This window comes from Archangium sp. (assembly GCF_045802675.1).
Taxonomy (GTDB): Bacteria; Myxococcota; Myxococcia; order Myxococcales; family Myxococcaceae; genus Archangium.
On sequence record NZ_JBJMQO010000129.1, the window covers coordinates 156,182 to 181,291 of the forward strand.

Annotated in this window: 20 protein-coding genes; 15 read left to right on the top strand and 5 right to left on the bottom strand. The window is 71.6% G+C overall.

Translation table 11 applies throughout. The features are described from left to right. Positions 1-35 precede the first annotated feature (35 nt). Together ACJ8AN_RS36095 and ACJ8AN_RS36100 are read left to right on the top strand one after the other, a co-directional pair. Positions 36-1,604, top strand: coding sequence for an AAA family ATPase (locus ACJ8AN_RS36095; protein WP_407760125.1), 1,569 nt, complete (start codon positions 36-38; stop codon positions 1,602-1,604). 3 nt (positions 1,605-1,607) lie between these two features. Further along, positions 1,608-2,342 (top strand): hypothetical protein, encoded by a 735-nt coding sequence (locus ACJ8AN_RS36100; RefSeq protein WP_407760126.1) that lies wholly within the window; start codon positions 1,608-1,610, stop codon positions 2,340-2,342. A 20-nt stretch (positions 2,343-2,362) separates the two neighbouring features. Here the strand turns inward: ACJ8AN_RS36100 and recF are convergent, their stop codons facing one another. Then, positions 2,363-3,511, bottom strand: coding sequence for a DNA replication/repair protein RecF (recF, locus tag ACJ8AN_RS36105; protein WP_407760127.1), 1,149 nt, complete (start codon positions 3,509-3,511; stop codon positions 2,363-2,365). A gap of 47 nt (positions 3,512-3,558) precedes the next feature. Then, positions 3,559-4,776: a hypothetical protein gene (locus ACJ8AN_RS36110; RefSeq protein WP_407760128.1), complete on the bottom strand. Its 1,218-nt coding sequence runs from the start codon at positions 4,774-4,776 to the stop codon at positions 3,559-3,561. A 221-nt stretch (positions 4,777-4,997) separates the two neighbouring features. Between ACJ8AN_RS36110 and ACJ8AN_RS36115 the strand changes: the two genes are divergently transcribed. From ACJ8AN_RS36115 to ACJ8AN_RS36165, 11 genes are all read left to right on the top strand, one after another. Beyond that, on the top strand, positions 4,998-5,549 hold the full coding sequence (locus ACJ8AN_RS36115; RefSeq protein WP_407760129.1) for a Uma2 family endonuclease: 552 nt from the start codon (positions 4,998-5,000) through the stop codon (positions 5,547-5,549). Then, the gene (locus tag ACJ8AN_RS36120) at positions 5,549-6,478 is read left to right on the top strand and encodes a LysR substrate-binding domain-containing protein (protein ID WP_407760130.1); all 930 of its coding nucleotides are present in this window, start codon (positions 5,549-5,551) and stop codon (positions 6,476-6,478) included. The genes ACJ8AN_RS36115 and ACJ8AN_RS36120 overlap by 1 nt, the downstream gene beginning before the upstream one ends. A gap of 79 nt (positions 6,479-6,557) precedes the next feature. Next, complete coding sequence (locus tag ACJ8AN_RS36125; protein WP_407760131.1) at positions 6,558-8,129, top strand: aromatic amino acid hydroxylase; 1,572 nt, start codon at positions 6,558-6,560, stop codon at positions 8,127-8,129. Between the two features lie 254 nt (positions 8,130-8,383). Next, positions 8,384-9,235 (top strand): SDR family NAD(P)-dependent oxidoreductase, encoded by an 852-nt coding sequence (locus tag ACJ8AN_RS36130; RefSeq protein WP_407760132.1) that lies wholly within the window; start codon positions 8,384-8,386, stop codon positions 9,233-9,235. Beyond that, the gene (locus tag ACJ8AN_RS36135) at positions 9,232-9,963 is read left to right on the top strand and encodes a QsdR family transcriptional regulator (RefSeq protein WP_407760133.1); all 732 of its coding nucleotides are present in this window, start codon (positions 9,232-9,234) and stop codon (positions 9,961-9,963) included. Before ACJ8AN_RS36130 ends, ACJ8AN_RS36135 begins: the two co-directional genes overlap by 4 nt. A 44-nt stretch (positions 9,964-10,007) precedes the next feature. Next, positions 10,008-11,072: a cysteine synthase A gene (locus tag ACJ8AN_RS36140; RefSeq protein ID WP_407760134.1), complete on the top strand. Its 1,065-nt coding sequence runs from the start codon at positions 10,008-10,010 to the stop codon at positions 11,070-11,072. 5 nt (positions 11,073-11,077) lie between these two features. Continuing rightward, positions 11,078-11,821, top strand: coding sequence for a hypothetical protein (locus ACJ8AN_RS36145; protein ID WP_407760135.1), 744 nt, complete (start codon positions 11,078-11,080; stop codon positions 11,819-11,821). Positions 11,822-11,894: 73 nt separating this feature from the next. Further along, the gene (locus ACJ8AN_RS36150) at positions 11,895-12,701 is read left to right on the top strand and encodes a hypothetical protein (RefSeq protein WP_407760136.1); all 807 of its coding nucleotides are present in this window, start codon (positions 11,895-11,897) and stop codon (positions 12,699-12,701) included. A 122-nt stretch (positions 12,702-12,823) separates the two neighbouring features. Beyond that, positions 12,824-13,282, top strand: a complete 459-nt coding sequence (locus ACJ8AN_RS36155; RefSeq protein ID WP_407760137.1) for a response regulator — start codon at positions 12,824-12,826, stop codon at positions 13,280-13,282. Continuing rightward, complete coding sequence (locus ACJ8AN_RS36160) at positions 13,279-17,094, top strand: protein kinase domain-containing protein (protein WP_407760138.1); 3,816 nt, start codon at positions 13,279-13,281, stop codon at positions 17,092-17,094. Before ACJ8AN_RS36155 ends, ACJ8AN_RS36160 begins: the two co-directional genes overlap by 4 nt. A 145-nt stretch (positions 17,095-17,239) precedes the next feature. Beyond that, positions 17,240-18,211, top strand: coding sequence for an ADYC domain-containing protein (locus ACJ8AN_RS36165; protein WP_407760139.1), 972 nt, complete (start codon positions 17,240-17,242; stop codon positions 18,209-18,211). Positions 18,212-18,222: 11 nt separating this feature from the next. On the opposite strand, the gene ACJ8AN_RS36170 is transcribed toward ACJ8AN_RS36165, so the two are convergent. The 3 genes from ACJ8AN_RS36170 to dnaN all read right to left on the bottom strand — a co-directional run bounded on the left by ACJ8AN_RS36170 (position 18,223) and on the right by dnaN (position 23,724). Continuing rightward, positions 18,223-21,360 (bottom strand): ATP-binding protein, encoded by a 3,138-nt coding sequence (locus ACJ8AN_RS36170; protein WP_407760140.1) that lies wholly within the window; start codon positions 21,358-21,360, stop codon positions 18,223-18,225. An 83-nt stretch (positions 21,361-21,443) separates the two neighbouring features. After that, positions 21,444-22,583 carry an acyltransferase family protein gene (locus tag ACJ8AN_RS36175; RefSeq protein ID WP_407760141.1) on the bottom strand — a complete coding sequence of 380 codons (1,140 nt, stop codon included), beginning with the start codon at positions 22,581-22,583 and terminating at the stop codon, positions 21,444-21,446. Positions 22,584-22,617: 34 nt separating this feature from the next. Further along, positions 22,618-23,724: a DNA polymerase III subunit beta gene (gene dnaN, locus ACJ8AN_RS36180; protein ID WP_407760142.1), complete on the bottom strand. Its 1,107-nt coding sequence runs from the start codon at positions 23,722-23,724 to the stop codon at positions 22,618-22,620. Positions 23,725-23,997: 273 nt separating this feature from the next. Here dnaN and msrB point away from each other — a divergent pair, with 273 nt between their 5' ends. Together msrB and ACJ8AN_RS36190 are read left to right on the top strand one after the other, a co-directional pair. Then, complete coding sequence (gene msrB / locus ACJ8AN_RS36185; RefSeq protein WP_407760143.1) at positions 23,998-24,435, top strand: peptide-methionine (R)-S-oxide reductase MsrB; 438 nt, start codon at positions 23,998-24,000, stop codon at positions 24,433-24,435. Positions 24,436-24,541: 106 nt separating this feature from the next. Beyond that, positions 24,542-25,042 carry a hypothetical protein gene (locus ACJ8AN_RS36190; RefSeq protein ID WP_407760144.1) on the top strand — a complete coding sequence of 167 codons (501 nt, stop codon included), beginning with the start codon at positions 24,542-24,544 and terminating at the stop codon, positions 25,040-25,042. The last annotated feature ends 68 nt before the right edge of the window (positions 25,043-25,110 follow it).

Here is a 25,110-nt window from a genome sequence, read left to right on the forward strand (position 1 = left end):
GCGCGAGCCGCTCGCGGGCTGGTATACCCAGGGGCATGGCGTCCAGCCCCGCGCTCCCCCGTCCCGGGTCTCCAGCCTCCTCCGCCCCCTGGCTCGAGGAGCTCGACATCCTCATCCGCGCCCGCTACCCGCTGCTCTACCTCGTGTCGTGGGAGGAGCACCGCGTGGACTCCCTGCTCGCGGACATGGCGCGCGCCCACGGCAAGGGACTGCTCACCTGGTCCGTCAGCCGGGGCCTGCGCTACCCGGGCGGCTCCCGAGGCCCCGCCCTCCCCGAGGACACCCGCGGCCCGCTCGAGGCCCTCGCCGCCATCGAGAAGCTCTCCGAGCCCTCGCTCGTCGTGCTCAAGGACTTCCATCCCTACCTCGACGAGAAGCCCGTGGTGCGCGCCCTGCGTGAGCTCGCCCACTCGCTCAAGAGCACCTTCACCACCGTCATCCTCCTGTCGCCCACGCTCGCCATCCCCACCGAGCTGGAGAAGGAGGTGTCGGTGCTCGACGTGCCGCTGCCCGGCTTCCACGAGCTGATGAACCTGCTCAAGGAAATCGTCGCGGTGGTGCGCCGGGGCAACAAGGCCACCATCGAGCTGTCGCGCGAGGACGCCGCCCAGCTCATCCAGGCCGCCCAGGGCCTCACGCTCTCCGAGGCGGAGAACGCCTTCGCCAAGGCGATTGCCCACGACGGCAAGCTGGACGCCACGGACATCCGCCGGGTGCAGGACGAGAAGCGCCAGGTCATCCGCAAGAGCGGGCTGCTCGAGTACTACCCGCCGGAGCAGGACCTGGGCGGCGTGGGCGGCCTGCAGAACCTCAAGCAATGGCTCGACCAGCGCACCTCGGCCTTCGGCGAGCGCGCCCGCCAGTTCGGCCTGCCCGAGCCGCGGGGTCTGCTGATGCTCGGCGTGCAGGGCTGCGGCAAGAGCCTCACCTCCAAGGCCATCGCCGCGCACTGGAACCTGCCCCTGCTGCGGCTGGACATGGGCCGCATCTTCAGCGGGCTGGTGGGCTCCTCCGAGGAGAACCTGCGCAAGGCCATCCGCGTCGCCGAGAGCATCGCCCCCGTGGTGCTCTGGGTGGATGAGATTGAGAAGGGCCTGTCCGGCGTGGCCTCCTCGGGGCAGACCGACGGCGGCGTCACCGCGCGCGTCTTCGGCACGCTGCTCACCTGGCTCCAGGAGAAGACGGCCCCCGTGTTCGTCGTGGCCACCGCGAACCGGATCGAGGGCCTGCCGCCCGAGCTGCTGCGCAAGGGCCGCTTCGACGAAATCTTCTTCATCGACCTGCCCGAGGCCGCCGAGCGCCGCGACATCTTCCGCATCCACCTGCAGCGTCGGAAGAGAGACCCCGCCACGTTCGACCTGGGCGCGCTCGCCGGGCTGGCCACGGACTTCAGCGGCGCGGAGATAGAGCAGGTCGTCATCGCCGCGCTCTACGAGGCCTTCGGCGAGGGCGTGGAGCTGGAGCAGCGCCACCTCTCGCGGGCCATCCAGGAAACGTTCCCCATCGCCGTCACGATGCGCGATGAGATTCGCCAGCTGCGCGAGTGGGCCCGAGGGCGCACCCGTCCGGCCTCGTCGTCCGGCAGCGGCTCGCGCAAGGAGTAGACGATGTCCTCCCAGAACAAGTTCTCCCGCTTCATGCACCTCGAGCGCTCGCGCGGCGACAAGACGCCCGCCGGGGGACAGGTGAAGCTGCAGGACGGCGGCCGCTTCGAGTCCGTGGCCGGGCCCCGCGACGAGGCCCCCGCCCCGGTGGCCGTGCCCGAGGCCCATGTCGAGCGCTTCAAGCTGCATGGCCAGACGCCGCTGGCGCTCGATGACACGTCCGCGCCGGGGCAACACTTCCCGCGCTGCGTGCGATGCCAGACGGAGAACGGACGCTTCGCCCAGGCGTGCACCACGTGCGGCGCGGACCTCCAGTCCCCCGAGCAGCTCGCCTATGACGCGGAGCTCGCGCGTACCCGGCAGCAGGCCGAGGCCCAGATGCGCGAGCAGATGCAGGTCGTCCAACACGCGCGCCAGGAGGCCACCGCCGGGCCGTTCGCCGAGAAGCAGCGGTACCAGGAGCAGCTCCGCGAGGCACTCGAGGAGGAGCGCTCGTTCGTCAGCCGGGTGGGGCCCCTCTTCACCCCGTCGCTCGGCGCGGGGCTGCTGCGCCTCCTCCCCCATCCGCTCGCGCGCTGGACCACGCTGGCGGGGAGCATCGCCCTGTCCGTCCTGCTCGTGCGCTTCGGCAACGCGCCACTCCAGACGCTCGGGCTGTACCTGGGGGCCTTCCTCTGCGTGTGCTTCGTGCCCACCTCGTTCTGGACGGCGGGACGCGGCGGAAGCTCCCGCTGGTAGCTTCGACTGGCCGGCAATGGCTACGCCGGCCCGCTCGCCGGTTGCTCGGCCCGAGGCGCGCTGGTGACCTCTCCGGTGCGCACGCCCAGCCACAGCGAGTCCTCCGCCGCCGCCGCGCGCACCAGCCCCGCGTCCGTCGTCGTCAGGAACACCTGCGCCCCGCTCGCCGCCAGGTAGTTCATCAGGTACGCGTTGCGCTCGGGGTCCAGCTCGCTCGACACGTCGTCGAGCAGCAGCAGCGGCAAAAAGCCCATCGCCGCCTCGAGGTTCTCGATCTCCGCGATCTTCCACCCCAGCACCAGCGCGCGCTGCTGTCCCTGGCTCGCGTACGCCCGGGCGCTGCGGCCACCCAGCGTCACCGCCACGTCGTCCACGTGCGGACCCACCGACGTGAAGCCCCGGTCCAGGTCCCTGCGCGAGCGCGTCGCCAGGGCCTCGCGCAGCGCCACCGCCAGCGTGACCTCGTCCGCCGCCGCGAAGTCCACGTCGCCCAGGTGCGCCGGGTGGTAGCCATACACCGCCGGCTCCGGCGTGCGGCCGATGGACGCGAACGTCGCCTGGGCCCTCGGCGCCAGCTCCGCCATCAGCGCCCGCCGCCGCGCGTACACCCGCGCTCCCGTCTTCGCGAGCGTCTCGTCGTAGGCCTCCAGGTACGCCGGCTCCACCGGGCCCGCCTTGAGCAGCCGGTTGCGGTTCTTCAACGCCCGCCCGTACTCGCGGCTCTCGCGCAGGAAGGCGGGGAAGCGGTTGAACACCGCCCGGTCCAGGAAGGCCCGCCGCGCGTCCGGCCCGCCCTTCACCACCTCGAGGTCGTCCGGCGTGAAGGCCACCACCGACACGCCCCCGAAGTAGTCCTCCAGGCTGGAGGCCTTCTTGCCGTCCACGAAGGCCTGCCGCACGCCCCCGGCCACCTCGACGGAGATTTCGCGCTCGGCGCCCTTGAGCAGGAAGCGGCCCGTCACCCGCGCCGAGGACGCCCCCCAGCGCACGAGCTCCGACAGGCGGCCGGCGCGCAGCGGCTTGAGCGTCGCCAGGAAGTAGAGCCCCTCCAGGAGGTTCGTCTTGCCCTGGCCGTTCTGCCCCACGGCGATGGTCGCGTGCGGGCTCGGCACCAGGGAGACCTGGCCGAGGTTGCGGAAGTCCTGGACTTGGAGTGCCAGCAGGCGCACGGGAGGCCTTTCTCCCATCCGATGATGCGAGCGTCCAGGTTAAAGGCCTACCCCAACACCCGCCCCACCCGGGGCCGCCCGGCTGCTTCCCGAGCCCGCTGCACCAGCCCCGCCAGGTCGTCCGGCGCATCGCCCACGTGCCCGGAGGGGAGCCGGGAGAGCGGCTCCGCGGCCGGGGAGAAGAGCCTCGCGGGCGTCTGCCCCTGGCCGCGCAGGCGGATGAAGAGGCGCAGCGAGTCGCGCAGCTGCTCCACGTCCGGGCCCGTCTCGGCCCTCGCCCGCTGCGCCGCCGTCCACAGCCGCACCCAGGCGGCTTCCTCGTTCCACGGGCCCGCGGGACGCGCGTGCGAGAGCGCCGCCAGCTCCGCCGCCACCTCCAGCAGCCCGGCCCGCCCCTCGCTCAGCACCTCCGAGGCCCCCAGCCGCGCCTCCGCCGAGGCCTCCCGCGCCACCAGCCAGCCCAACAGCTCCGGCCACTCCTCCTCGCGCGCCACCACGGGCGACAGGCGCGACTCCAGCAGCGCCTTCAGCCGGGCCCGCGCCAGGTCGTGCCAGAAGGCCGCGTGCAGCAGCAGCTCCGGCCCACTGCGCGGCGGACGGACTGGCGCGCTCCTCGCCCGCTTCTCCAGGAAGGCCCTCACCCGGCCCGTGGCGTCGAAGCGCTCCAGCCGCGCCCAGAGCGAGGCCAGCGCCGTCTCGGCCAGGGGCAGGGCCCGCCGGACCTCATCCGCCTCGGCCGCGTCGAAGGGCAGCGCGCGAGGCGGGGCCGGACGCTTGAAGACGCGCTCGAAGACCTCGGCCGCCACGCATGCGGCCCGCAGCTCCGGGAGGTTGCGCGGCAGAATCTCCACCGCCTGGGCCCACAGGCGCCGCCCCAGCAGCGGCCCCGCGTCCAGCACCTCCTCCTCCAGCAGCAGCAGGGCCTCGCGAAGCTGTGCGGGCTTCTCCTTCGCGATGAGCCGCCGCTCCACCGCTCCCGCGACGGCCTCGCGCAGGCGCTCCACCTCGCGCAGCAGCACCCGGGGCGCCGAGTCCTTCGGCCAGCCCTCGGCCTCCGCGCGCCGGGCCACGGCCTCCAACGTGGCGTCCACCTGGGGCTGGGCTTGAGCCACCTCGCGCAACAGTTCGAGGTTGGCGCGCACCCGGTCCTTCCAGAAGAAGGCGCGCAGCATCTTGTCCAGCGCCCGGTACCGCAGGCGCGTGGCTTCGAGCAGATCCGCGCGGTCCTCGAGCCGCGCCCGCAGGTTGTCCGGTGAGGTGGCCACGGTCCCACCCACTATAGGGAGCCCCGGGCGGAGAGGCAGGCCCCCGGCGGCACCAGGGCCAGACCAGTGAACGGTGGCACCCGGGTGGCACTCGACCTGGGGGCGGGTGCATGGGAAGAAGAGAACGCGCCCGATTGAGGCCGAGCAGGCGAGATGTCGGACTCCGACGACAAGCTCCAGACATGGAACCTGTCGCTCGGATGGACGTGGATGAGATGGGGATGGGAAAGCGACCCGCAACCTACGCAGACCTGGAGGCGCTCCCCCCAAACATGGTGGGAGAGATCATCGCTGGCGAGCTCTACGCGAGCCCCCGGCCGGCCATGCCCCACACCCTGCTCACGACGCAGCTCGCCTCGGAGTTGCTCGGACCCTTTCATCGAGGCAAGGGCGGACCTGGAGGATGGCGAATCCTCTTCGAGCCGGAGCTGCACTTGCAAGGTGACGTCCTGGTCCCGGACTTCGGAGGCTGGCGCCGCGAACGGCTCCCGGAGAAGCCCCAAGGCGCCGCCCTGACGCTTGCGCCCGACTGGGTCTGCGAGATCCTCTCTCCCTCCACGGAAGCGCGTGACCGTGCGCGCAAGCTCCCCATCTACGCGCGAGAGGGAGTGCACCATGTGTGGCTCATCGACCCGGAGCTCCGCACGTTGGAGGTGTTCCGCCTGGAAGGCGCGCACTACGCGCTGCTCGCGACGCACGTGGGCGACGTCCGGGTGCGCGCCGAACCCTTCGAGGCTCTCGAACTGGAGCTGAACGCCCTCTGGGAGGACTGATGCCCCCGCGCAAGCTCCCCCGGCACCTCGTCTGGCTCGAGTCCTTCGCGGCCGCCGTCGAGTCCGGCAGTCTCGAAGGCGCCGCCGAGCACCTCGGCGTGGCCCGCTCCGTCGTCAGCGAGCACCTCCGCGCCCTCGAGGACGCGCTCGCCGATGGCCAGCCCCTGCTCGAGCGCGGCCCCGGCCGCCGCCTCCACCTCACCGCCCGCGGCGAGAAGCTCTACGAGGGCACCCAGACGCCCCTGCACCAGCTCGGCCTCAAGCGCCTGCGCGACCTCGCCAGCGCCGAGGCCAGCCTGCGCCTGGGCCTCAACCCCACCCTCTCCAACTTCCTGCTCGCGGGCATCGCCGGCGACGTCGCCCAGGGCGGCATCAAGCTCGAGGTCAGCTTCGGCGGCACCTTCGAGCTCGTGCGCCAGGTACAGACGCGCCAGCTCGACCTCGCCGTGGACTTCACCCCGCTGCCGCCCCACCGCGGCGTGGAGGCCGAGTCCCTCCTGCACCTGCCCATGGTGGTACTCGCCGGCCCCACGAGCGAGCTGGCCTCGCGCCATGCCTCACGCCGCGCGCTCGACGTGGAGGACCTCGAGGGCCAGCCCTTCGTGGACTGGCAGCGCGATGACCCCTACGGGGGCGCCAACAGCGCCCGCTTCGCCGCCCACGACGTCACCGTACGCGAGGTGTCGCGCGTGCAGAGCTTCCTGCACCTGTTCGACCTGCTGCGCGCCTACCGCGCCTGCGCCATCGCCCCGGACCTGCGGCTGCTGCGCTCCTTCCCCGAGGACCTCTGCGTCTGGGCCCTGCGCGAGGAAGCACCCCAGTCCGTCGAAGTGGTGGCCCTGCGTCCGGCGGGCGGCCCCGGCTCCGAGGCCGCACAGCTGGTGCTTGGCGGATTGCGTCAAAGACTGACACCGCGCAAACGGCGATAAAACGACCAAGGCGTCGGTTTTTATCGGATTTCCGTCACGAAGCTCCGTCCCTAGACTCCAAAGGAACGGAGAAGAAACGATGACGCCCACCGAACGGACCATCGCCCGTCTACCTGCCCATCTGCGTCGCTACGTCGTGAGCCAGGACTACGACGCCTACACGCCGAGGGACCAGGCGGTGTGGCGCCACATCCTGCGCCAGCTGCGCAGTCACCTGGGCGACAAGGCGCACCCCGTGTACCTCGAGGGCCTCGAGGCCACGGGCATTGGCATGGAGCGCATCCCCAGCCTGGACGAGATGAACGAGAAGCTGGCGAAGCTGGGCTGGGCCGCCGTGAGCGTGCGCGGCTTCATCCCGCCCGCGGTGTTCACCGAGTTGCAAGCGCTCGGGGTGCTCGCCATCGCCGCGGACATCCGCACCCACGAGCACATCCAGTACACGCCGGCTCCGGACATCGTCCACGAGAGCGCGGGCCACGCCCCCATCATCGCCAACGCGCGCTATGCCGAGTACCTCAAGCGCTGCGGGCTGGTGGGCTTCAAGGCCATCGCCACCGTGGAGGACGAGGCCGTCTTCCAGGCCATCCGCAACCTCAGCGTGGTGAAGGAGGACCCCACCGCGACGCAGGAGGAGGTCAACCACGCCCAGGCCCGCCTCGAGGCCGCCACCCAGAGCCGCCGCTACGTGAGTGAGAGCACCCGCGCCTCGCGCCTCTACTGGTGGACGGCCGAGTACGGGCTCATCGGCAACGTGGACAACCCGCGCCTCTACGGCGCCGGCCTGCTCTCGAGCATTGGCGAGGCGAAGCACTGCCTCACCGACGCGGTGAAGAAGCTGCCGCTGAGCCTCCAGTGCGCGGACACCGAGTACGACATCACCCGCATGCAGCCCCAGCTCTTCGTGGCGCGGGACTTCGAGCACCTCTTCGAGGTGCTGGCCGGGTTCGAGGCCACGCTCGCGTGGAAGCGCGGCGGCGACTACGGCCTGAAGGAGGCCATCCAGGCGCGCACGGTGAACCACCTGGTGCTGTCGGATGGCCGCGAAATCACCGCCCGCATGGTGGAGGCGCTGCCGGGCGTGCGTCCCGTGGCCGAGGGCCTCTCGAGCGCGCTGGTGCGCCTGGAGGGCCCGGTGATGGTGTCGCGCGAGGGCAAGGGCGGAAGCAAGCCGTGGCCGGGCCTGGCGCTGGTGGCCTTTGGCGCTGGGGAGCTGCCGGAGCGGGGCCACTTCAAGCTGGAGCTCGCCAGCGGGCTGAAGCTGCGGGGCTTCGCGGTGGGCGGGGGCGAGGTGCTCAACCTGCGCGGCGAGCTGGATGGCCGCCCGGTGGAGCTGCCGAGCGTGGCGCAGCTCTTCCTCAGCGCGGGCCTGCCGAGCGTGGCCGGTGGGCCGGCGGACCCCGGTGCGTGGGACCGCTGGTTCGGGGAGCTCACCGCCTTCTCCGAGGGCGAGGGCGAGGCGAAGGCCCGGGCGAACAAGGCCACGGCCCTGCACCCGTCGCTCGCGGCGCTCTACCGCGAGGTGCGCGCCATGCGTGAGTCGAACAAGCTGGACGCCAGGCGCCTGGAGCAGATCGCCCACGCCGCCACCGACTTCCCGGACGACTGGCTCCTCAAGCTCGAGGTCGGCGAGCTGAAGAAGGCGCGCGCCTAGGCCCCCGAGCGGGAGCCGCCTCTCCCTGAGGCCACGAGGGCCTGGGTCCCCATGCGGGATTCAGGCCCTTGTCGCATTCACGCCTCGCGACTCCCGCCCGGACCCGCCGTGCGACAACCCGTCCCCCTGCCTCACGGATGCGTCACATTTGCGATTCGACGCATCCAGCGCCATCATGGCCGGCCGTTCCATCAGGAGTTCCGAAACCACGAGTTGCAACTGCCGCACAACGTCAGCCGGATCGGAGTCAGCCCATGAAATCGGTGAAGGGAAAGGTCGCGGCCATCACGGGCGCGGGTTCGGGAATCGGCCGCGCGACGGCGGAGCTGCTCGCGCGCAACGGGTGCAACCTCGCGCTCTCCGACGTGAACGAGCAGGGGCTCGCGGAGACGGCCGGGAAGTGCCGGGCGCATGGCGTCCAGGTGCGGACGGCGCGCGTGGATGTCGCGAAGCGCGAGGCGGTGCACGCCTGGGCCGATGAGGTGGCGCGGGATTTCGGCGCCGTCCACATCATCATCAACAACGCGGGCGTCGCCCTGGGCGCCACCATCGAAGACACCCGGTACGAGGACTTCGAGTGGCTCATGAACATCAACTTCTGGGGCGTGGTGCACGGCACCAAGGCCTTCCTCCCCCACCTCAAGGCGGCGGGTGAGGGCCACATCGTCAACATCTCGAGCGTCTTCGGGCTCATCGGCGTGCCGACGCAGGCCGCCTACAATGCCGCCAAGTTCGCGGTGAAGGGCTTCACCGAGTCGCTGCGCCAGGAGATGGTGGTCGAGGGGCTCCCCATCGGCGTCACCTGTGTGCACCCCGGCGGCATCAAGACCAACATCGCCCGGAGCGCGCGCATGGTGAACCGCAAGGGCTGGGTGGACGAGAAGTCGGCCGCGGACTTCGAGAAGTTCCTCGCCACCACCCCCGAGCGCGCCGCCGCCAACATCTACTCCGCCATCCTCGGCAACCGGCCGCGCAAGCTCATCGGCGCCGACGCCGTCCTCATCGACCTCATGCAGCGCGCGATGCCCAGCCTCTACCAGCGCATCCTCGTGGCGGGCGCGCTGCGCAGACGGCGGAAGATGATGATGCCGGCTCCTACGCCATGAAGCGCTCCCGCACCTCCAGCCGCCCCGCCCCGCCTCGACGGCCGCAACGCCCGGCCCGTCCGGCGAGGCGCTCACCCCAGAGCGCCCCCGTCACGCCGCTCGCGCGGAGACTCGAGGCGCCCACGCGCGCCACGCCGCAGGAGCTCTTCGCGCTCGCGCTGGACTGGTGGACGAAGGGGGAACGCTTCGACATCGGGCGCATGGCACAGGAGCTGGGCGTCAGCCGGGCCACGGTGTTCCGCTGGGTGGGCAGCCGCGAGCTGCTCTATGGCGAGGTCATCTCACGTCAATTCGAGGAGGCACTCGCGCTCGCCCGGAGCCAGTCTCGAGGCCAGGGGCCCGCGTTCATCGCGGACATCACCCAGCGGTTGCTCCACCTGCTCGTGGAGAACGCGCCGCTGCGGCGCTTCGTGCAGCAGGACGCCGAGTACGCGATGCGCGTGCTGATGTCCAAGAGCAGCACGGTGGAGCAGCGCTGCGCCGCGAGCGTCCGCTCGGCGCTGGAGGACGGCGTGCGCGAGGGCCACATCCGGCCGGCGATGGACCTGGATGCACTGGCCTACGTCATCGTCCGCATCGGCGAGTCCTTCCTGTACCGCGACGCCATCACCGGAGAGCCTCCGGACGTGCGCTCCGCCATCACCGCCATCCGCATCCTGCTCACGGCCGAGCAGTCCAGCATTCGAGCCCATTGCTTGAATCGCCCGGGAACACCGGGCGTGCCTTGAGCCCGCGCGGGCCCGGGCGTTACGGTCCCCACCGCGAGTCCTCCATGCCCATCCATACCGACGTCATCGCGGCCATCGGCAACACGCCCCTCATTCAGCTCCGGCGCGCCTCGGAGCTCACGGGCTGCACCATCCTCGGCAAGGCCGAGTTCCTCAACCCCGGCCAGTCCGTGAAGGACCGCGCCGCCCTCTTCATCCTGCGCGACGCCATCTCCAGCGGCCGCCTGCGCCCCGGCGGCGTCATCGTCGAGGGCACCGCCGGCAACACCGGCATCGGGCTCGCGCTGGTGGGCAACGCGCTGGGCTACCGCACCGTCATCGTCATTCCCGAGACCCAGAGCCAGGAGAAGAAGGACACGCTGCGCCTCATGGGCGCCGAGCTGCTCGAGGTCCCCGCCGTCCCCTACAAGGAGCCCAACAACTACGTGAAGGTGTCGGGCCGGCTCGCCGAGGCGCTCAACGCCCGCGAGCCCCACGGCGCCATCTGGGCCAACCAGTTCGACAACGTGGCCAACCGCCGGGCCCACCTGGAGACGACGGGCCCGGAAATCTGGGAGCAGACGCAGGGCCGCGTGGATGGCTTCATCTGCGCGGTGGGCTCGGGTGGCACGCTCGCGGGCGTGGGCCTGGCCCTCAAGGCGCGCAACCCCAAGGTCGTCATCGGCCTGGCCGACCCCCACGGCGCCGCGCTGTACCACTGGTACGCCCACGGCGAGCTCAAGTCCGAGGGCTCCTCCATCACCGAGGGCATCGGCCAGGGCCGCATCACCGCGAACCTCGAGGGCGCGCCCGTGGACGAGGCCTTCCAGATTCCCGACGCCGAGGCCCTGCCCCTCCTCTTCGACCTGCTCGAGCACGAGGGCCTGTGCCTCGGGGGCTCCAGCGCCATCAACGTCGCCGGGGCCATCCGGCTCGCGAGGAAGCTCGGGCCGGGACACACCCTCGTCACCGTGCTGTGCGACTCGGGCAACCGCTACACGAGCAAGCTCTTCAACCCCGCCTTCCTGCGCTCCAAGGGACTGCCCGTGCCGCGCTGGCTCGAGCGCGACCCCGAGGCCCCCTCGGCCCGCGCGCTCCTGAGCGAGGTGCTCCTCACCAAGGCGTCTTGAGCGGGATGAACGCGCGGGCTCAGCTCTGGCGATGGACGGGTGCCAGGGACATTGACCGTCTGGTGGGGCTCGTGCTCGTCACGGCCCTGGCGGGACTCGCCTCCGCGGAGCCTTCCGCGCCCCCGCCGCCGACGAACGGCACGGTCCCGGGCAGCCGCTCTCCCATCTGCGAGCACCTCTCCGCCCAGGCCCTCCAGGGCTACAAGGTGCCCGGCCGGAAGCCCGACTCCCAGCAGCCCTTCGAACTCTTTCTCGGCAATGCCTCACATGTACTCATCGCATACATCTACGGCACGAGGCACCCCACGAACGACGTTTATTACAATACGTCCTCTATCAGCAGCATCCTTCGGGATCGTCGAATCGGCAATTGGTCAGCGCTGTCCGAAAAAGAAGGCAGGATGCGCCCGGACATCACCGATGTCAGCACACGAGAACTCTTCGAAATCAAACCCTACCATGAAAAAGGGCTCCAGGAAGGCCTCCAGGAGGTGAAGACCTATCTGCTCGCACTGAACCGGACCCTACAGCCTAGAGATGTATTTTCAGCCGGTAGAGGATTCGAGGGGGAGACCCTGATCCAGTTCTCCCAGGGGCAATACATCTGGCGGCTGGAGTGGTGTACCAAAACCCCCGGTGTCACCCAGTATCGTTGGACGCGCAGCCAGGAGCGCTTCGACTCTCCACCGCGATGCCCGGTGAGCGCGGTGCGACTCAACCGGGAGGTAAGGTCCTCCCCTTTCCTTTGAAGCCCTCGACTGGCGTGCCCCCGTTACCGCTCCCCAAGGCATCGGGTATGTGACCCGACAGAGCATCCCCACCATGGATCCCCTCCAGACAAACACGCTCCAGTTGCCGTCCTTCCTTCATGGCACCTACAAGACCATCGAGAGAAGGGTGAAGGCGGAGGGACGCCGTTGTGCGAAGGAATATCAACTCAGCGCAGCCATCCCCCAGCCTCGTGAGTTGCTGTCGGTTGCACCCGGTGATGTGGTGTTCACACACAACGTCGTCGACTTCGAGAACGATGCCCCCGCCTGGCGGTTGTACATGCTCGGGGAGGCAGCGATGAGCTTTGTCGAAGCGGACAAGAAAAACTACCGCTACCTTGATGAGCTGTACGAGAAGACTTTTCGTGAAACGCCGTGGGGTGCTCTGTACTTCGCGCTTTCTGGCATCGCCCCGGAGAGCGCTGAGCGCACCGCACTGCGACTCCAGGCCGTGCTCCGCTCCTGGGATTCACTCCAGCACGGGCGTTACCTCCACAAGAAGCTCAATACGTTCATGAACCTGGAGGAACTCATGACCGCCGCATGCGGTTGGGCCATGACCGCCTGGTGTCCCGAGGACCGGGACTCCATCCGCTCTCGTTTCCAGGTGGCCTCGGAGCGCATGGCGCGAGCGACACGCGAGGAATGTATCGAGGCCCTCCTCCGTCAGTTGCCCCGTATCCTCTCGTTCGCCGACAGGAGGAAGCTCAACCACACCGAAGTGGTAATGGATCTCTCCGCCTGGCGCGAGCACCTCGCCACGCTGGATACCCAGGAGTTCGAGCGCATTTCCGGGGTCTATCCCGGGGAGGTGCTCCGAGAGATGTACCAGTGGGACAGGCAGCTCAACGTGCAGTAGCTGCGCTTCGACTCCGGGTCCATCCGACCGTGACGGACAGAACGGGTCACCTTCGACTCCCGGGCATTTGCCCCGTCTCTTCATTGAAGCCACAATGGAAGGGTCTCCTCGCCCCAGGAACCATGGACGCCGCCCGAAAGCAGCCCCCGCCCGAAGCTCCCGCCACCCCCGAGGCGGAGCCCTCTCCGGGTGATTGCAAGGTGCTCGTGGTCGATGACTACGACGATGCCCGGGAGATGTACGCCGAGTACCTCGAGTTCCTCGGCTACCAGGTGCAGACGGCCAGGGATGGACAGGAAGCCCTCCAGCTCGCTCGCGAAACCCATCCCGACGTCATCCTCATGGACCTCTCCCTGCCCGTGCTCAGCGGCTGGGAGGCCACCGAGCTGCTCAAGCAGGACGATCGCACCGCGGACATCGCCGTGATGGCGCTCACCGGCCACGTCCTCCCCGCCCATACCCAACGCGCCCAGCAAGCCGGCTGCGATGTCTTCATCGCCAAGCCCGCCCTCCCCGACACCGTCGCCGAGCAGATCCGCGCCCTGCTCCAGAAAACCGGCAGCAAGCCCCGGTCCCGGTGAGCGCCGCCCCTCCTCCTTCCCAGGGCTCCCCCAGCCACGGCTGGCAGCCCCCCGAGGAGTTCGACGAATACCGGCTCCTGCGTCCCCTCGGGCGCGGCCGCACCGGGCGCGTCTACCTCGCCCACGACACCCTGCTCGAGCGCTCCGTCGCGGTGAAGTTCATCCCCGGGCTCGATGAGTCCGAGGCCCTCGCCCGCTTCCTCATAGAGGCGCGCGCCGCCGCCCGCATCCAGCACCCCAACGTCGCCACCCTCTACCGCGCCGGCCAGTTCGAGGGGCAGCCCTACCTCGTCTCCGAGTACGTCCGCGGCACCCCGCTCGACCAGCTCCCCAGGCCCCAGCCCTCCGAGCGCGTGTTGGACCTCGGCATCGGTCTGGCCCGGGGGCTCGCCGCCGCCCACCGCCGCAACGTCCTGCACCGCGACCTCAAGCCCGCCAACGCCCTCCTCTCCGAGTCCGGCGAGGTGAAGCTGCTCGACTTCGGCCTCGCCAAGCTGCTCGATGGTGCCCCGGAGCCCCCGGGCGCCGCGCCGGACGCGGCCCCCCCGGACGCCGCGCCCGAGGCGCTCTCCGGCGAGGACGGCGCCCCTCCCGGCCTCGAGCTGCCGTCCCTCACCCACAGCACCCTCGTGGGCACCCCCTACTTCATGTCCCCCGAGACCTGGCGGGGAGAGCCGGCGTCGGTGCGCTCGGACCTGTACTCGCTGGGCGTGGTGCTCTACGAGCTCGCCGCGGGCCTCGGCCCCTTCCGTCACGTCCCCCTGCGCGAGCTGCCCCGGGCCACCCAGGCACAGGACGCGCGCCCGCTGCTCGAGGCCGCCCCGGGCGTGGAGCCCCGCCTGGCCGCGGTGGTGGACCGCTGCCTGCGCCGCGAGCCCACCGAGCGCTTCGCCTCCGCCGAGGCGCTGCTCGAGGCGCTGGAGGACCTGCGGGCCGGCGACAGCGCCGCGCCCCTCCCCGAGGGCAATCCCTACCGCGGCCTCAATGCCTTCCAGCAGGAGCACCGCGCCCTCTTCTTCGGCCGCCGGCACGAGGTGCGCGCCGTGCTGGAGCGGCTGCGCTCCTCCCCCTTCGTCCTCGTCACCGGTGACTCGGGCGTGGGCAAGTCCTCGCTGTGCCTCGCTGGCGTGCTGCCCGGGGTGCGCGAGGGCGCGCTGGAGGATGGCCTCTCCTGGGGCGTGGCGCGCCTGGTGCCCGGCCGCCGGCCCGTGGCCAGTCTCGCCGCCGCGCTCGCCGCCCATGTCCCGCTGGAGGAGGCCCGCCTCGAGCAGCTCGCCCGCACCGAGCCCACCACCCTGGTCCGCGCCCTGCGCGCCGCCCTGGGCGAGGGCGCCCGCCGCGGCGTGCTGCTCCACGTGGACCAACTGGAGGAGCTCGTCACCCTGAGCGAGCCCACGGAGGCGGCGCTGCTCGCGGAGGTGCTGGGACAGCTCGCCTCGGGCGTGGCGGGCGTGCGGCTGCTGGCCACGGCGCGCAGCGACTTCCTCACCCGGCTCGGCGCGCTGCCCGGCCTGGGCGAGGCGCTCGCACGCGCGCTCTACCTCCTGCGCCCCCTGGGCCGCGCCGAGGTGCGCGAGGTGGTGACGGGCCCCGCCCGTGCCAAGGGCGCGCGCTTCGAGTCCGAGGCCCTCGTGGACACGCTGGTGGAGTCCACCCTGCGCGCCGAGGGCAGCCTGCCGCTGCTGCAATTCACCCTCGCCGAGCTGTGGGAGGCGCGCGAGCGCGAGCGCGGCATCATCCCCGCCGCGGCGCTGGAGGCACTCGGGGGCGTGAGTGGCGCGCTCGCCCGGTACGCCGACGGCGTCATCGCCCAACTGCCGCCAGACCAGCAGGTGGCGGCACGGCGGCTGCTCATGCGGCTCGTCACGGTGGACGGCACGCGCGCCCGCCGCTCCGAGGCCGAGCTGCTCGGCCAGGACCCCGCCTCGCGCGCCGCGCTCGAGGCCCTCATCCACGCGCGCCTCGTGGTGGCCCGCCATGCCGAGGAGGGCGCCAGCTTCGACATCGCCCACGAGGCGCTGCTCACCGGCTGGGCCACGCTCGCCCAGTGGTTGGCCGAGGCCAACGAGGCCCGCCAGCTGCACGCGCGGCTGGAGCGGGCCGCCGCCGAGTGGGAGCGGATGGGCCGTCCGCGCGAGGCCTTGTGGGGCACCCGGCACCTGGCCGAGGTCCGCGCCCTCTCCGGGGAGAGCCTCTCCCCGCGCGAGACCGCCTTCCTCGAGGCCTCGCGCCAGGGCGTGCGCCGGGGCCGGCTGCTCGCGCGCGTGCTCGCCCTGGGCTTCATCGCCTCGCTGGTGCTCGTGTACGCCGGCCTGCGCGTCTCCGCCGGGTATGGCCTGGAGCGCCGCGTCACCGTGCAGCTCATCCACGCGCGCGGCCTCCTGGTGGCCGCCCGGGGGCAGCTCCGTGCGCTGGAGCAGACACGGGCGGAGGCCTTCGCCCTCTTCGACGCGGGCAAGCGCGACGAGGCCCGGCCCCGCTGGGCGGAGGCGCTCCGGCTCCAGGCCGAGACGGAGCAGGCCTACTCCCGCGCCAGCGAGGCCATGGAGGAGACGCTGGTGCTCGACCCGGGCCGCGAGCCGGTGCGCGGGGCCTTCGCCGAGGTGCTCCTCGAGCGCGCCGGGCTCGCCGAGCGCACCTTCCGCCCCGCGGAGCGCGACGAGCTGCTGCGGCGCGTGCACCTCTACGACACCACCGGCGAGCGGATGGCGCGTTGGGCGTCGCCCCTCCGGCTGAACCTGCGGACCCGGCCCACCGGGGCCACGGTGACCCTGGCGCGCTACGAGCCCGCGAGCGATGGACGGCGGGTGCTCTCCGAGCCGCGCCAGCCGGGTACCACACCGCTGGGGGGACTCGCGCTGGAGCGCGGCACGTGGTTGTTGGAGCTGAGCGCCCCCGGACGCGCCCCGGTGCGCCACGTGCTGCGAGCCGAGCCCGGCGCCGAGCGCACCCTGGAGCTGAGCCTGCCCGAGGCGGCGCGCGTCCCCGAGGGTTTCGTCTACGTGCCGCGCGGCACCTTCCTCTTCGGCACCGCCGCCGGCGAGGACATCCGCGAGTTCTTCGACACGGCGCCGCTGCACGAGGTGGAGACGGGCGCCTACCTCATCTCGCGCACCGAGGTGACGTACGGCGAATACGTGCGCTGGCTGGAGTCGCTGCCTCCCGAGGAGCGGGCGCGCCGCGCGCCCCATGGCACCTCGGTGTCCACGGTGAGCGCCACGGTGGAGCTGAAGCAACGCGAGGACGGGCTCTGGCACCTGCGCTTCCGGCCCAACACGGTGGTGTACGAGGCGAGCGCGGGCGAGCCCATCCGCTATGCCGCGCGCCCGCGGGAGGTGGAGCAGGACTGGTGGCTCATGCCGGTGAGCGCCATCGACTACGAGGATGCCCGGGCCTATGCGGCGTGGCTGGCGCGCACCGGCCGTGTCCCCGGAGCGAGGCTGTGCACGGAGTGGGAGTGGGAGCGCGCCGCCCGGGGCGCGGACGAGCGCGAGTTCCCCCACGGTGACGTGCTGCTGCCCCACCAGGCCAACCACGACGCGACGTACGGCAAGCAGGGCGCCAGCTTCGGCCCGGACGAGGTAGGCAGCCACCCCGAGTCGCGCAGTCCCTTCGGCCTGGACGACATGGCGGGCAACGTCTTCGAGTGGGTGGACTCCGTGCTCCAGCCCGAGCGGCCGGTGGCTCGCGGCGGCGGCTACTACTTCGGCTCCAGCACCGCCCGCATCCCCAACCGCGAGACGCCCGAGCCTGGCTTCCGGGATCTCACCGTCGGCCTGCGACTGTGCGCTGACGCACCCTCCGCGCCGTGAGTCCCCGGCGGCGGACCTCGCCAGCGTCCGCCCGCCAACACCGCCCCCGTCCTCGGGTACCGGACCCATCGCTTTCGCGATCCAGTGCGCTCCCAGCCGTCAACTCCCCCAGACGGCCCCATCCCCCCCTTGGGAGCCCCGCCCCATGCGTTCGTGCCCGCCCTGCTTCTGGCTCGCCGGAGCCCTGGTCCTCTCCGCCTGCGACAGCCCCCTCCCCGCTGAAGAGCTCGCCCCCCGCGCCTTCCAGAAGGCCTCGCTGGAGGCGGAGAACGGCAAGGATCTCAACGGCAAGGACCTCAACGGCAAGGATCTCAACGGCACGGACCTGTCGCAGGTCATCGTGAGCGTGAGCTTCAACCCGGCCATCAGGGGCGGCGCGCTGCTCGACGACGCGTGGCTGCGAGGCACCACCTTCTACGGTTACAAGGGCAGCACCCTCTACCTCGGCGCGGAGTTCGTGGGCGTCCAGTTCCAGGGCAACCTCGGGAGTGGCGGCACGGTGCCGGTGCGCATCACCGGCATGAATCCGGCCCCGGCGCCCAACGCGGATGTGAGCCTCTACGGCCTGGAGTACCGCACCGCGGACGGCACGTGGCAGCCGGTGTGCCGCGATGCCAACGGTGCCCCGGCGCAGGCCCTGCCGGTGGACGGCTACTGGGACTACCACCAGGGCGTGGCCGGAGGCGGCTCGAAGACGGAGGACCCCACGCGCTTCACCTTCGCGTGCATGGGAGGCGCCATCGCCAAGTGCGCGCTGTGGGGCTACCGGCCGTGGGCCAGCTACAACGGCTTCCCGCTCGCGCCCTACCACCAGGCCTGCACGCGGATGGTGCGCGCCGACTACTGCGGCACGGGGCAGAGCTACACGAAGACGGGCAACCGCATCAATTTCTACGACGAGCTCGGCCTCCAGCAGGACGCGGCCGACTGGGTCTTCGAGGCCGAGTGGGACATGAATGGCGCCCGCTGCTTCTACGCGCTCAACCGCACGCACTCGAGCCTGCCCTGCTTCGACTCGCGGGTGGAGCTGCTGTGCGGCCAGCAGCTGAGCACCAGCCGCGGGGTGCTGCTGCGCGACGAGACGCCCGGCACGCTGGGCATCGACCTGGGCCTGTAGCGCGCCCGTTCTCAGGCCGCGGACTGCTCTTCCGTCCGCACGAGCGGCAGCCTCACCCGGAAGCAGGCGCCCCGCGCCACCGTGCCGTCCAGCTCGAGCGTGCCCCCGTGGTTCTCCGTGATGATCTGCCGGCAGATGGCCAGGCCCAGCCCGGAGCCCTTGCCCACGTCCTTGGTGGAGAAGAAGGGCTCGAAGACGCGCGCGCGCAGCTCCGGGGGAATCCCCGGGCCGTCATCGGCCACCACCAGCTCGACCTGGCCGCCGCTCACGCAGGTGCTCACGTGCACCTCGCCCTCGTTCCCCATCGCGTCGAAGGCGTTGCGCACCAGGTTCATCAACACCTGGCCCAGCTGTCCCTTGTGGAAGGGGAAGAGCGGCACCTCGCCCAGCCGTACCTCCAGCCGCGCGCTCCGGGGCAGCGAGCGCCGCGCCACCTCGAGCGTCTCCTGCACCGTCTGGTTGATGTCGTTGGGCTCCAGGCGCGGACGCTCGCCGCGCAGGAAGGCGCGCAGGTCCTCCTGGATGGAGCGGATGCGCTCGGTGGCGTAGCGCATGGCCTCCAGCGCCTCGGGCGTGTCCTGGAGCACGAAGTCCACGTCCAGCTCCTTCCACACCCGCTCCACCGCGCTCGCGTCCTCGGGGTGCGCCTCCAGCCGCGCCCGGCACAGCCGCAGCACCTCGGCCAGCTGCGCGAAGTACTCGCCCACCGGCGGCAGGTTGTTGTGGATGGCGGTGAGCGGGTTGTTGATTTCGTGCGAGAGCCTCGCCAGCAGCTGCCCCATGGCGGAGAGCTTCTCGGCTTGAATCACCTTCTCGCGCGCCCGCTCGAGCTCCGCGGTGCGGGCCTCCACCAGGCGCTCCAGCTCGGTGTTCTTGAGGTGCAGGGCGAGCCCGCGCCAGCGCACCACGCCCGCCACCGCCGCCCCCAACAGCAGCACGCCCAGCAGCCGCGCCCACCAGGACGCCCACCACGCGGGGTGCACCGTCAGGGAGAAGCCCGCCACGGGCCCCCACGGCCCCCGCCCATCGCGCGCGCGCACCTCCAGGCGGTAGCTCCCCGCGGGGAGCGAGCTGTAGCGCACCAGCCGGCCCGAGGCCGCGTGCCAGTCGTCCAGCCCCGCCATGCGCACCTGGTGCTCCACGCGCCGCTCGTCGAAGACACCCAGGTCCGCCAGCCGCAGTTCCAGCGTCGCCTCGTCGTGCTCGGCCTCCAGGCCCTCCAGCGGCGGCCGGGGGAAGGTGCGCGTGCCGAGCCGGGTCTCCAACGGCACCACGCGCGGAGGCTCGGCCGGGCCGCTGTAGCGCGCGCCGTCGAAGCGGCCGAGCCCCATCGCCGTGCCCACCCACACCACGCCGTCCGCGTCCGCCAGGAAGGAGTTGCCCGTGCAGTCATCGGCGGGAAGTCCCCCGCTCGCGCCGAAGTGCTCGAGCACCCCGTCCTCGCGCACGATGTGCACCCCGGCCCCCGTCCCCACCCACAGCCGGCCCTGGGCGTCCTCGCCGAGCATGTACACCATGCCGTTGTGCAGCCCCGAGTCCCGGTCCAGGTGCATGGCGTCGACGAGGCGCCCGTCCCGGTAGCGGAAACAGCTCAGGCCGATGGGCTCCGCATAGGACACGCAGATGCGGCCATCGCGCCGGGCCACCAGGTAGCGCACCCGGTCGATGCGCAGCCCGTCCGCGGTGCCCAGGCGCCGGAACACGCCGCCCTCGCGCACGTGCAACCCGTCCCCCGCGGCCCACAGCCGCCCGTCCGGATCCCTCGCCACGCCGAAGAAGATGACGCGCGGGCTGGGTATCACCACCTGGAAGGACCACTCCTCGCCGATGAGCGTGCCGCGAATCAACCCCGAGGAGGTGGCCGCCCACAGGGTGCCGTCGGGCTCCCACACCATGCGGTACGTGTAGCGCGCCGGGTAACCGGAGGACTCATCGAACGTGCGCAGCCGTCCGCTCCAGGGCTCGTAGCGGTGCAGCCCCAGCGGGTTGCCTCCCGTCCACACCGCGCCGTCCCGCGCCACCGCCACGGCCTTGAGCGAGTAGCCGCTCAACCCGGCAATGGCTTCCCACCCCTCGGCCGTGGCGCGCGCGAGCCCCGAATCGGTCCCCACCCAGAGCGTCCCGTCGGGCCCGCGGGCCATGCCCCAGGGCATGCTCGAGGGCAGCCCGGTGCCCGCGTCGTGAGCGGTCCACAGCCCGCGGCCCACGGAGCGGTGCACGCCGAGGCTCGCCACCCAGAGCGTCCCCTTCGCGTCCTCCAGCACGTCCCACATCCGTGCCGAGCGCTCCGAGAGGCCCAGCCGCACGGACTCCACGCGCTCGCCCTCCACCACGAGCAGGCCCTTGTAGTTGGGCAGCAGCAGTTGCCCCCGCTGTCCCACGCGCAGGCGGCGCCCCGCGCCCAGCATCCCCCGGACGAAGGCGGAGCGGTCCTCGAGCGGTGCGCCCTCGCGCGTCTGCACGGCCAGCCGCCCATCTCCGCCCAGCCACAGCCGGCCCTGCCCATCCCTCACGATGGCGAGGAGGGGACGGCCCGGCTCGCCCGGCACCTCGCGAATCTGCCAGCGCCCCTGGAGGTCGCGGCTCAGCAGGCGCCCGTCGGAGAGGACCTGGAGCGCCCCCGAGGCCTCCACCCACAGCCCCTCGACGGGGCCGCCCGGCCACCCGGGCACCCGCGCGAAACGCCCCGGCTCCGACTCCTGCTCCGCGAACAGCCCCTCCTCGGTGCCCACGAGCATCCGCTTGCCCGGGCCCAGCCGGAGCCTGGACACGGCCGAGGCCACCCCATTCATCGGCACGGGGACGAAGCGGCTGCCGTCCCAGCGCACCACGCCCCCTTGCGTCACCAGGAGCAGCCCGCCTCCGGCATCGAGCGTCACGTCCCGCACGACGGCCGACGGCAGTCCGGCCTCCAGCCCGAAGCGCTCGAAGCGCTCCCCGTCGAAGCGGTACACCGCGTCCCCGGCGCACGCCCACACGAACCCTTCCCCGTCCTGGAAGATGCAGGACATGTCGTGGTTCTCGAGCCCGACGTCCGCGCCGTAGCTGCGGAAGGCGAGGCGTCCCGGGGGCTCGGCCCCACGCGCCTCATTGCCCGCCCACGAGGCGAGGACCACGGCCAGCAACAGGGCGAGGCGAAGCGGCGGCATGACTCCTGGGGGTCTCCTCCGAAGGGGGGCACCACGGCGTTGACCCGGGAGGTCACAGCCTAGCACGAAGGCGCGCGGGCCCCTCAGCCCGAGACGGGCGGCTCGGGGACGAGCGCCGCCCCGGCGGAGGATTCTTCCCCCGGTGCACCCCGGAGAGGGGAGGCCCCCGTCCCACGCCCGCGCCAGCGGCCGTGGAGCTTCTTCGCGGGCAGTGCGAGCGACAGCGACACCGTGAGGACGGACAGTGCCAACCCGAGCGAGGGCAGCACGTCCTGCGAGTGCCCCAGCCGGCCGCCCAGACCCGCGAAGGTGGACCAGCCGTAGGCCAGGGGCAGGTGCACCACGTAGACCCAGAGCGAGGCGCGTCCCACCGGGCCGAGCAGCCCATCCCACCGCGAGGGCAGCAGCATGGCGAGCCCCGCCACCACGGCCAGCAGCCCCACGCGCCAGGCCACCAGGGTGGGGTCACTCACCTTCGGGTCCCCTCCCCACAGCGCCATGAGCGCGAGCAGCACGCAGGCGGGCCCCATGAGGCACAGCCAGTGCGGCACGCGCTTCACCCCGGCGAGCCCCAGCCCGGTGAGGCCGCCCACGAAGAAGTACGCTGCCCAGGGGAAGAGCGGGAAGTTGGAGGCCTTGCCCACCAGCGCCAGCTCCAGCGCGAGCGGCCACCCGCCCGCTTCCGCCGACGCGCGCAGCCCGGGGCTCACGCAGGGGAAGAGCACCGCCAGCGAGGCCAGCGCCGCCATCCGCGCCGCCCGCCCACGCAGCACCGAGAGCACGCCCGCGCCCAGCAGCAGCGAGCCCGCGACGCCATGCAGGGCATCGAAGGAGAGGAAGTGCCGCCACACCGCCACGTCCCCGGCGAAGAAGGCGGGCAGGCCCCAACCAGGCCAACGTAACAGGTAGCCCCAGAAGAGCAGCAGCCCCACGCGGGGGAGGTAGCGGCGCAGCACGCCCGGGCCATGCGCGCCCGTGCGCTGCACCGTGGTGGAGAAGGCCCACCCGGCCACGAAGAGGAACAGCGGCGCCGTCACGGCCCGCATGGACCAGTACGCCAGCATGCCCACACCATCGCGCGCCGCGTCCGACAGCACCGCGTCCAGCGTGTGGCCCATCACCATGGCGATGACGGCAACGGCCCGCGCTCGGTCCAAGCCCAGGTTGCGAGGGCTCGGCGCCGGGGCGGGCCGCGTGTCACCAGGTGCTTCCGGGGGAGTCATGCCGCGAGGACTTCGGACGGGGACGTAAAAGGGCTCAGACGCGCATGGGCATGACCACGGCCGTGAAGCTGCGGTCCCCCGGCGCGTGCAGCACGCCCGGGCTGTGCTCGTCACCCAGCTCGAAGGCCACCTCGTCGGTGTCCGTCACCGTGAGCACGTCGATGAGGTAGCGCGCGTTGAAGCCGATGGTGATGGCCGTGCCCCGGTAGGCGATGTCCAGCGCGTCCTTGGCCTCGCCCAGGTCCGGGTTGTTGGCGGTGATGAGCAGCTGGTTCTCCGCCAGGCCGACGCGCACCGCGTAGCTCTTGTCCGCGCTCAAGAGGGCAATGCGCTTGAGGCCCTCGAGCAGCCGCGTCTTGGGCACCAGCACCGCCTTCTCGCCCTCCTTGGGGATGACGCGCTGGTACTCGGGGAACTGGCCGTCGATGAGCCGCATCACCATGGTGAGGCCCGTCTTCTTGAAGAGCGCCGAGTTCTCCGCGAACCCCAGGTGGCACTCCGCGTCCGGCGCCTCGTCCAGCAGCCGCTTGAGCTCCAGCAGGCCCTTGCGCGGGATGATGACGCCCCCCTTGAGCTTGAAGTCGCCCTGCAGCTCGCGCTCGATGAGCGAGAGCCGGTGGCCGTCCGTGGCCACCATGCGCACCTTGCCACCCGCCTGCGGCTCGAAATAGACGCCGTTGAGGATGTAGCGCGTCTCGTCCGTGGAGATGGCGAACTGCGTCTTCTTGATCATCTCCAGGAGCGTGTTGCCCATCACCTGCACCAGCGGGGCGTTCTCCTCGCGGGGCAGCTTCGGGTACTCCTCGGGCGCGGTGCCGACGATCTTGAAGTGCGCCGAGCCGCTGGAGATTTCGACGTAGTTGTTCGCCAGCTTCTTGAGCGTGACGTGGGCGTCCGGGAGGTTCTGGACGATGTCGAAGACGTACTTGGCGCTGAGCGTGACGGCGCCGGGCTTGATGACCTCGGCGGGGTGCTCGGAGACGATGCCGATCTCCAGGTCGAACGCCGTGACGGTCACCCCCGTCTTGTGCGCCGTGACGAGCACGTTGGCGAGGATGGGCATCGTCGTCTTGCGCTCCACGATGCCCTGGGCGCGGTAGAGGGCCTTCTTCAGCTCGTCGGCGGCGATGCGGAATTCCATCTCGGGGGGTCCTTGAACAACCAGGGGGACAGGAAAGAACGGCGGCAGTGCAACCGCCCGAGTCGGATGTAGCCCGGGGGGGCGGAGCCGTCAACGAACCTGACGTTTGCGGTCATGCTGAGCCGTTCAGCATACGGGGAGCCGAGGACTTGCACCCCCTCCCTGGCTCCAGCGCTCCGGGTCGCACCTTCTCCTACCGACCCACCAGCCGCTCGCTGCTTCCCGCGACCCCCGCCCCCATTACTAGGGAGGGTCGAGACAGGAGGCGGCGCCATGCACGACAGGGTCTACAAGACCGACGACGAGTGGCGGGAGCAGCTCAGCCCGGAGCAGTACCGGGTGATGCGTCAGAAGGGCACCGAAACCCCCTTCAGCGGCGCCTTCTGGGACCACCACGGCCAGGGCGTCTACTCGTGCGCCGGCTGCGGTTGCACCCTCTTCTCCTCGAAGGCGAAGTTCGACTCGGGCACCGGCTGGCCCAGCTTCTGGGGCCCCATCACCCCCAGCCACGTCAACCACCATGACGATCGCACCTTCCTCCACGCCCGCACGGAGGTTGTCTGCAACCGCTGCGGCGCCCACCTGGGCCACGTCTTCGACGACGGACCCGGCCCCACCGGGCTGCGCTACTGCATCAACTCGGCCGCCCTCGTCTTCGAGCCCCAGGAGCAGCTGCTCGCCGATGGCCTCTCCGCTCCGGCCTACGAATGAGCCGGTGCGCCGGGCCCCCGAATAACCGGGGCCGCGGCGCGTCGGGAAGTGGTAACACCCCCGGGAGGCGGCGAGACTGCCGCATCCCTTCCCGGAGCTCGAAACCATGACCCTGCGTCGGCCCCTCCTCTCCGCCCTTGTCGCGCTCGGCCTGCTCGCCGGCTGCAGCAGCCGCACCAACCCCGAAGCCCGCCCCGCCGAGTCCGGTGGCACCCCCTCCGCCCAGATGGACACTCCTCCCGCCGACAAGCCCCTCCCCACGTCTGGCGGCGCCACCGCCCCGGCCGAGTCCGGTGGCACCGCCGCCCCCGCCCCGCGTGGGCCCGCCGTCTACTTCGTGCGCGACAGCGGCGTGCGCTGCATGGCCGCCCCCTGCCCCGCCTTCATCGCCACCCGCGCGGACAAGCCCGACGACGAGGGCATGAAGGTCACCGACGTGGACATGTCGGCGCTCGGCCTCTCGGATGAGAAGCGCGTCGCCATCCTGGAAGGCACCCACTTCCACCCCGGCATCAAGGTCGAGGCCACCGTGGAGACCGTGCCCAACGCGGGCCCCGCCGGCGCCGCCACCCTCCTGCGCGTCAGCAAGGTCGTCGAGGGCAAGTAGTCCCGCCCCACCTACACCGGGGGAGCGCGTCCCGATTCGTGCTGGCCCTGCCGTGGCTCCTCGGAGAC

Bases quoted from the DNA above. Each gene is read 5' to 3' on its own strand.
- ACJ8AN_RS36095 (WP_407760125.1), top strand. From the start codon at position 36: ATGGCGTCCAGCCCCGCGCTCCCCCGTCCCGGGTCTCCAGCCTCCTCC.
- ACJ8AN_RS36100 (WP_407760126.1), top strand. From the start codon at position 1,608: ATGTCCTCCCAGAACAAGTTCTCCCGCTTCATGCACCTCGAGCGCTCG.
- ACJ8AN_RS36115 (WP_407760129.1), top strand. From the start codon at position 4,998: ATGGGAAAGCGACCCGCAACCTACGCAGACCTGGAGGCGCTCCCCCCA.
- ACJ8AN_RS36120 (WP_407760130.1), top strand. From the start codon at position 5,549: ATGCCCCCGCGCAAGCTCCCCCGGCACCTCGTCTGGCTCGAGTCCTTC.
- ACJ8AN_RS36125 (WP_407760131.1), top strand. From the start codon at position 6,558: ATGACGCCCACCGAACGGACCATCGCCCGTCTACCTGCCCATCTGCGT.
- ACJ8AN_RS36130 (WP_407760132.1), top strand. From the start codon at position 8,384: ATGAAATCGGTGAAGGGAAAGGTCGCGGCCATCACGGGCGCGGGTTCG.
- ACJ8AN_RS36135 (WP_407760133.1), top strand. From the start codon at position 9,232: ATGAAGCGCTCCCGCACCTCCAGCCGCCCCGCCCCGCCTCGACGGCCG.
- ACJ8AN_RS36140 (WP_407760134.1), top strand. From the start codon at position 10,008: ATGCCCATCCATACCGACGTCATCGCGGCCATCGGCAACACGCCCCTC.
- ACJ8AN_RS36145 (WP_407760135.1), top strand. From the start codon at position 11,078: ATGAACGCGCGGGCTCAGCTCTGGCGATGGACGGGTGCCAGGGACATT.
- ACJ8AN_RS36150 (WP_407760136.1), top strand. From the start codon at position 11,895: ATGGATCCCCTCCAGACAAACACGCTCCAGTTGCCGTCCTTCCTTCAT.
- ACJ8AN_RS36155 (WP_407760137.1), top strand. From the start codon at position 12,824: ATGGACGCCGCCCGAAAGCAGCCCCCGCCCGAAGCTCCCGCCACCCCC.
- ACJ8AN_RS36165 (WP_407760139.1), top strand. From the start codon at position 17,240: ATGCGTTCGTGCCCGCCCTGCTTCTGGCTCGCCGGAGCCCTGGTCCTC.
- ACJ8AN_RS36170 (WP_407760140.1), bottom strand. From the start codon at position 21,360: ATGCCGCCGCTTCGCCTCGCCCTGTTGCTGGCCGTGGTCCTCGCCTCG.
- ACJ8AN_RS36175 (WP_407760141.1), bottom strand. From the start codon at position 22,583: ATGACTCCCCCGGAAGCACCTGGTGACACGCGGCCCGCCCCGGCGCCG.
- dnaN (WP_407760142.1), bottom strand. From the start codon at position 23,724: ATGGAATTCCGCATCGCCGCCGACGAGCTGAAGAAGGCCCTCTACCGC.
- msrB (WP_407760143.1), top strand. From the start codon at position 23,998: ATGCACGACAGGGTCTACAAGACCGACGACGAGTGGCGGGAGCAGCTC.
- ACJ8AN_RS36190 (WP_407760144.1), top strand. From the start codon at position 24,542: ATGACCCTGCGTCGGCCCCTCCTCTCCGCCCTTGTCGCGCTCGGCCTG.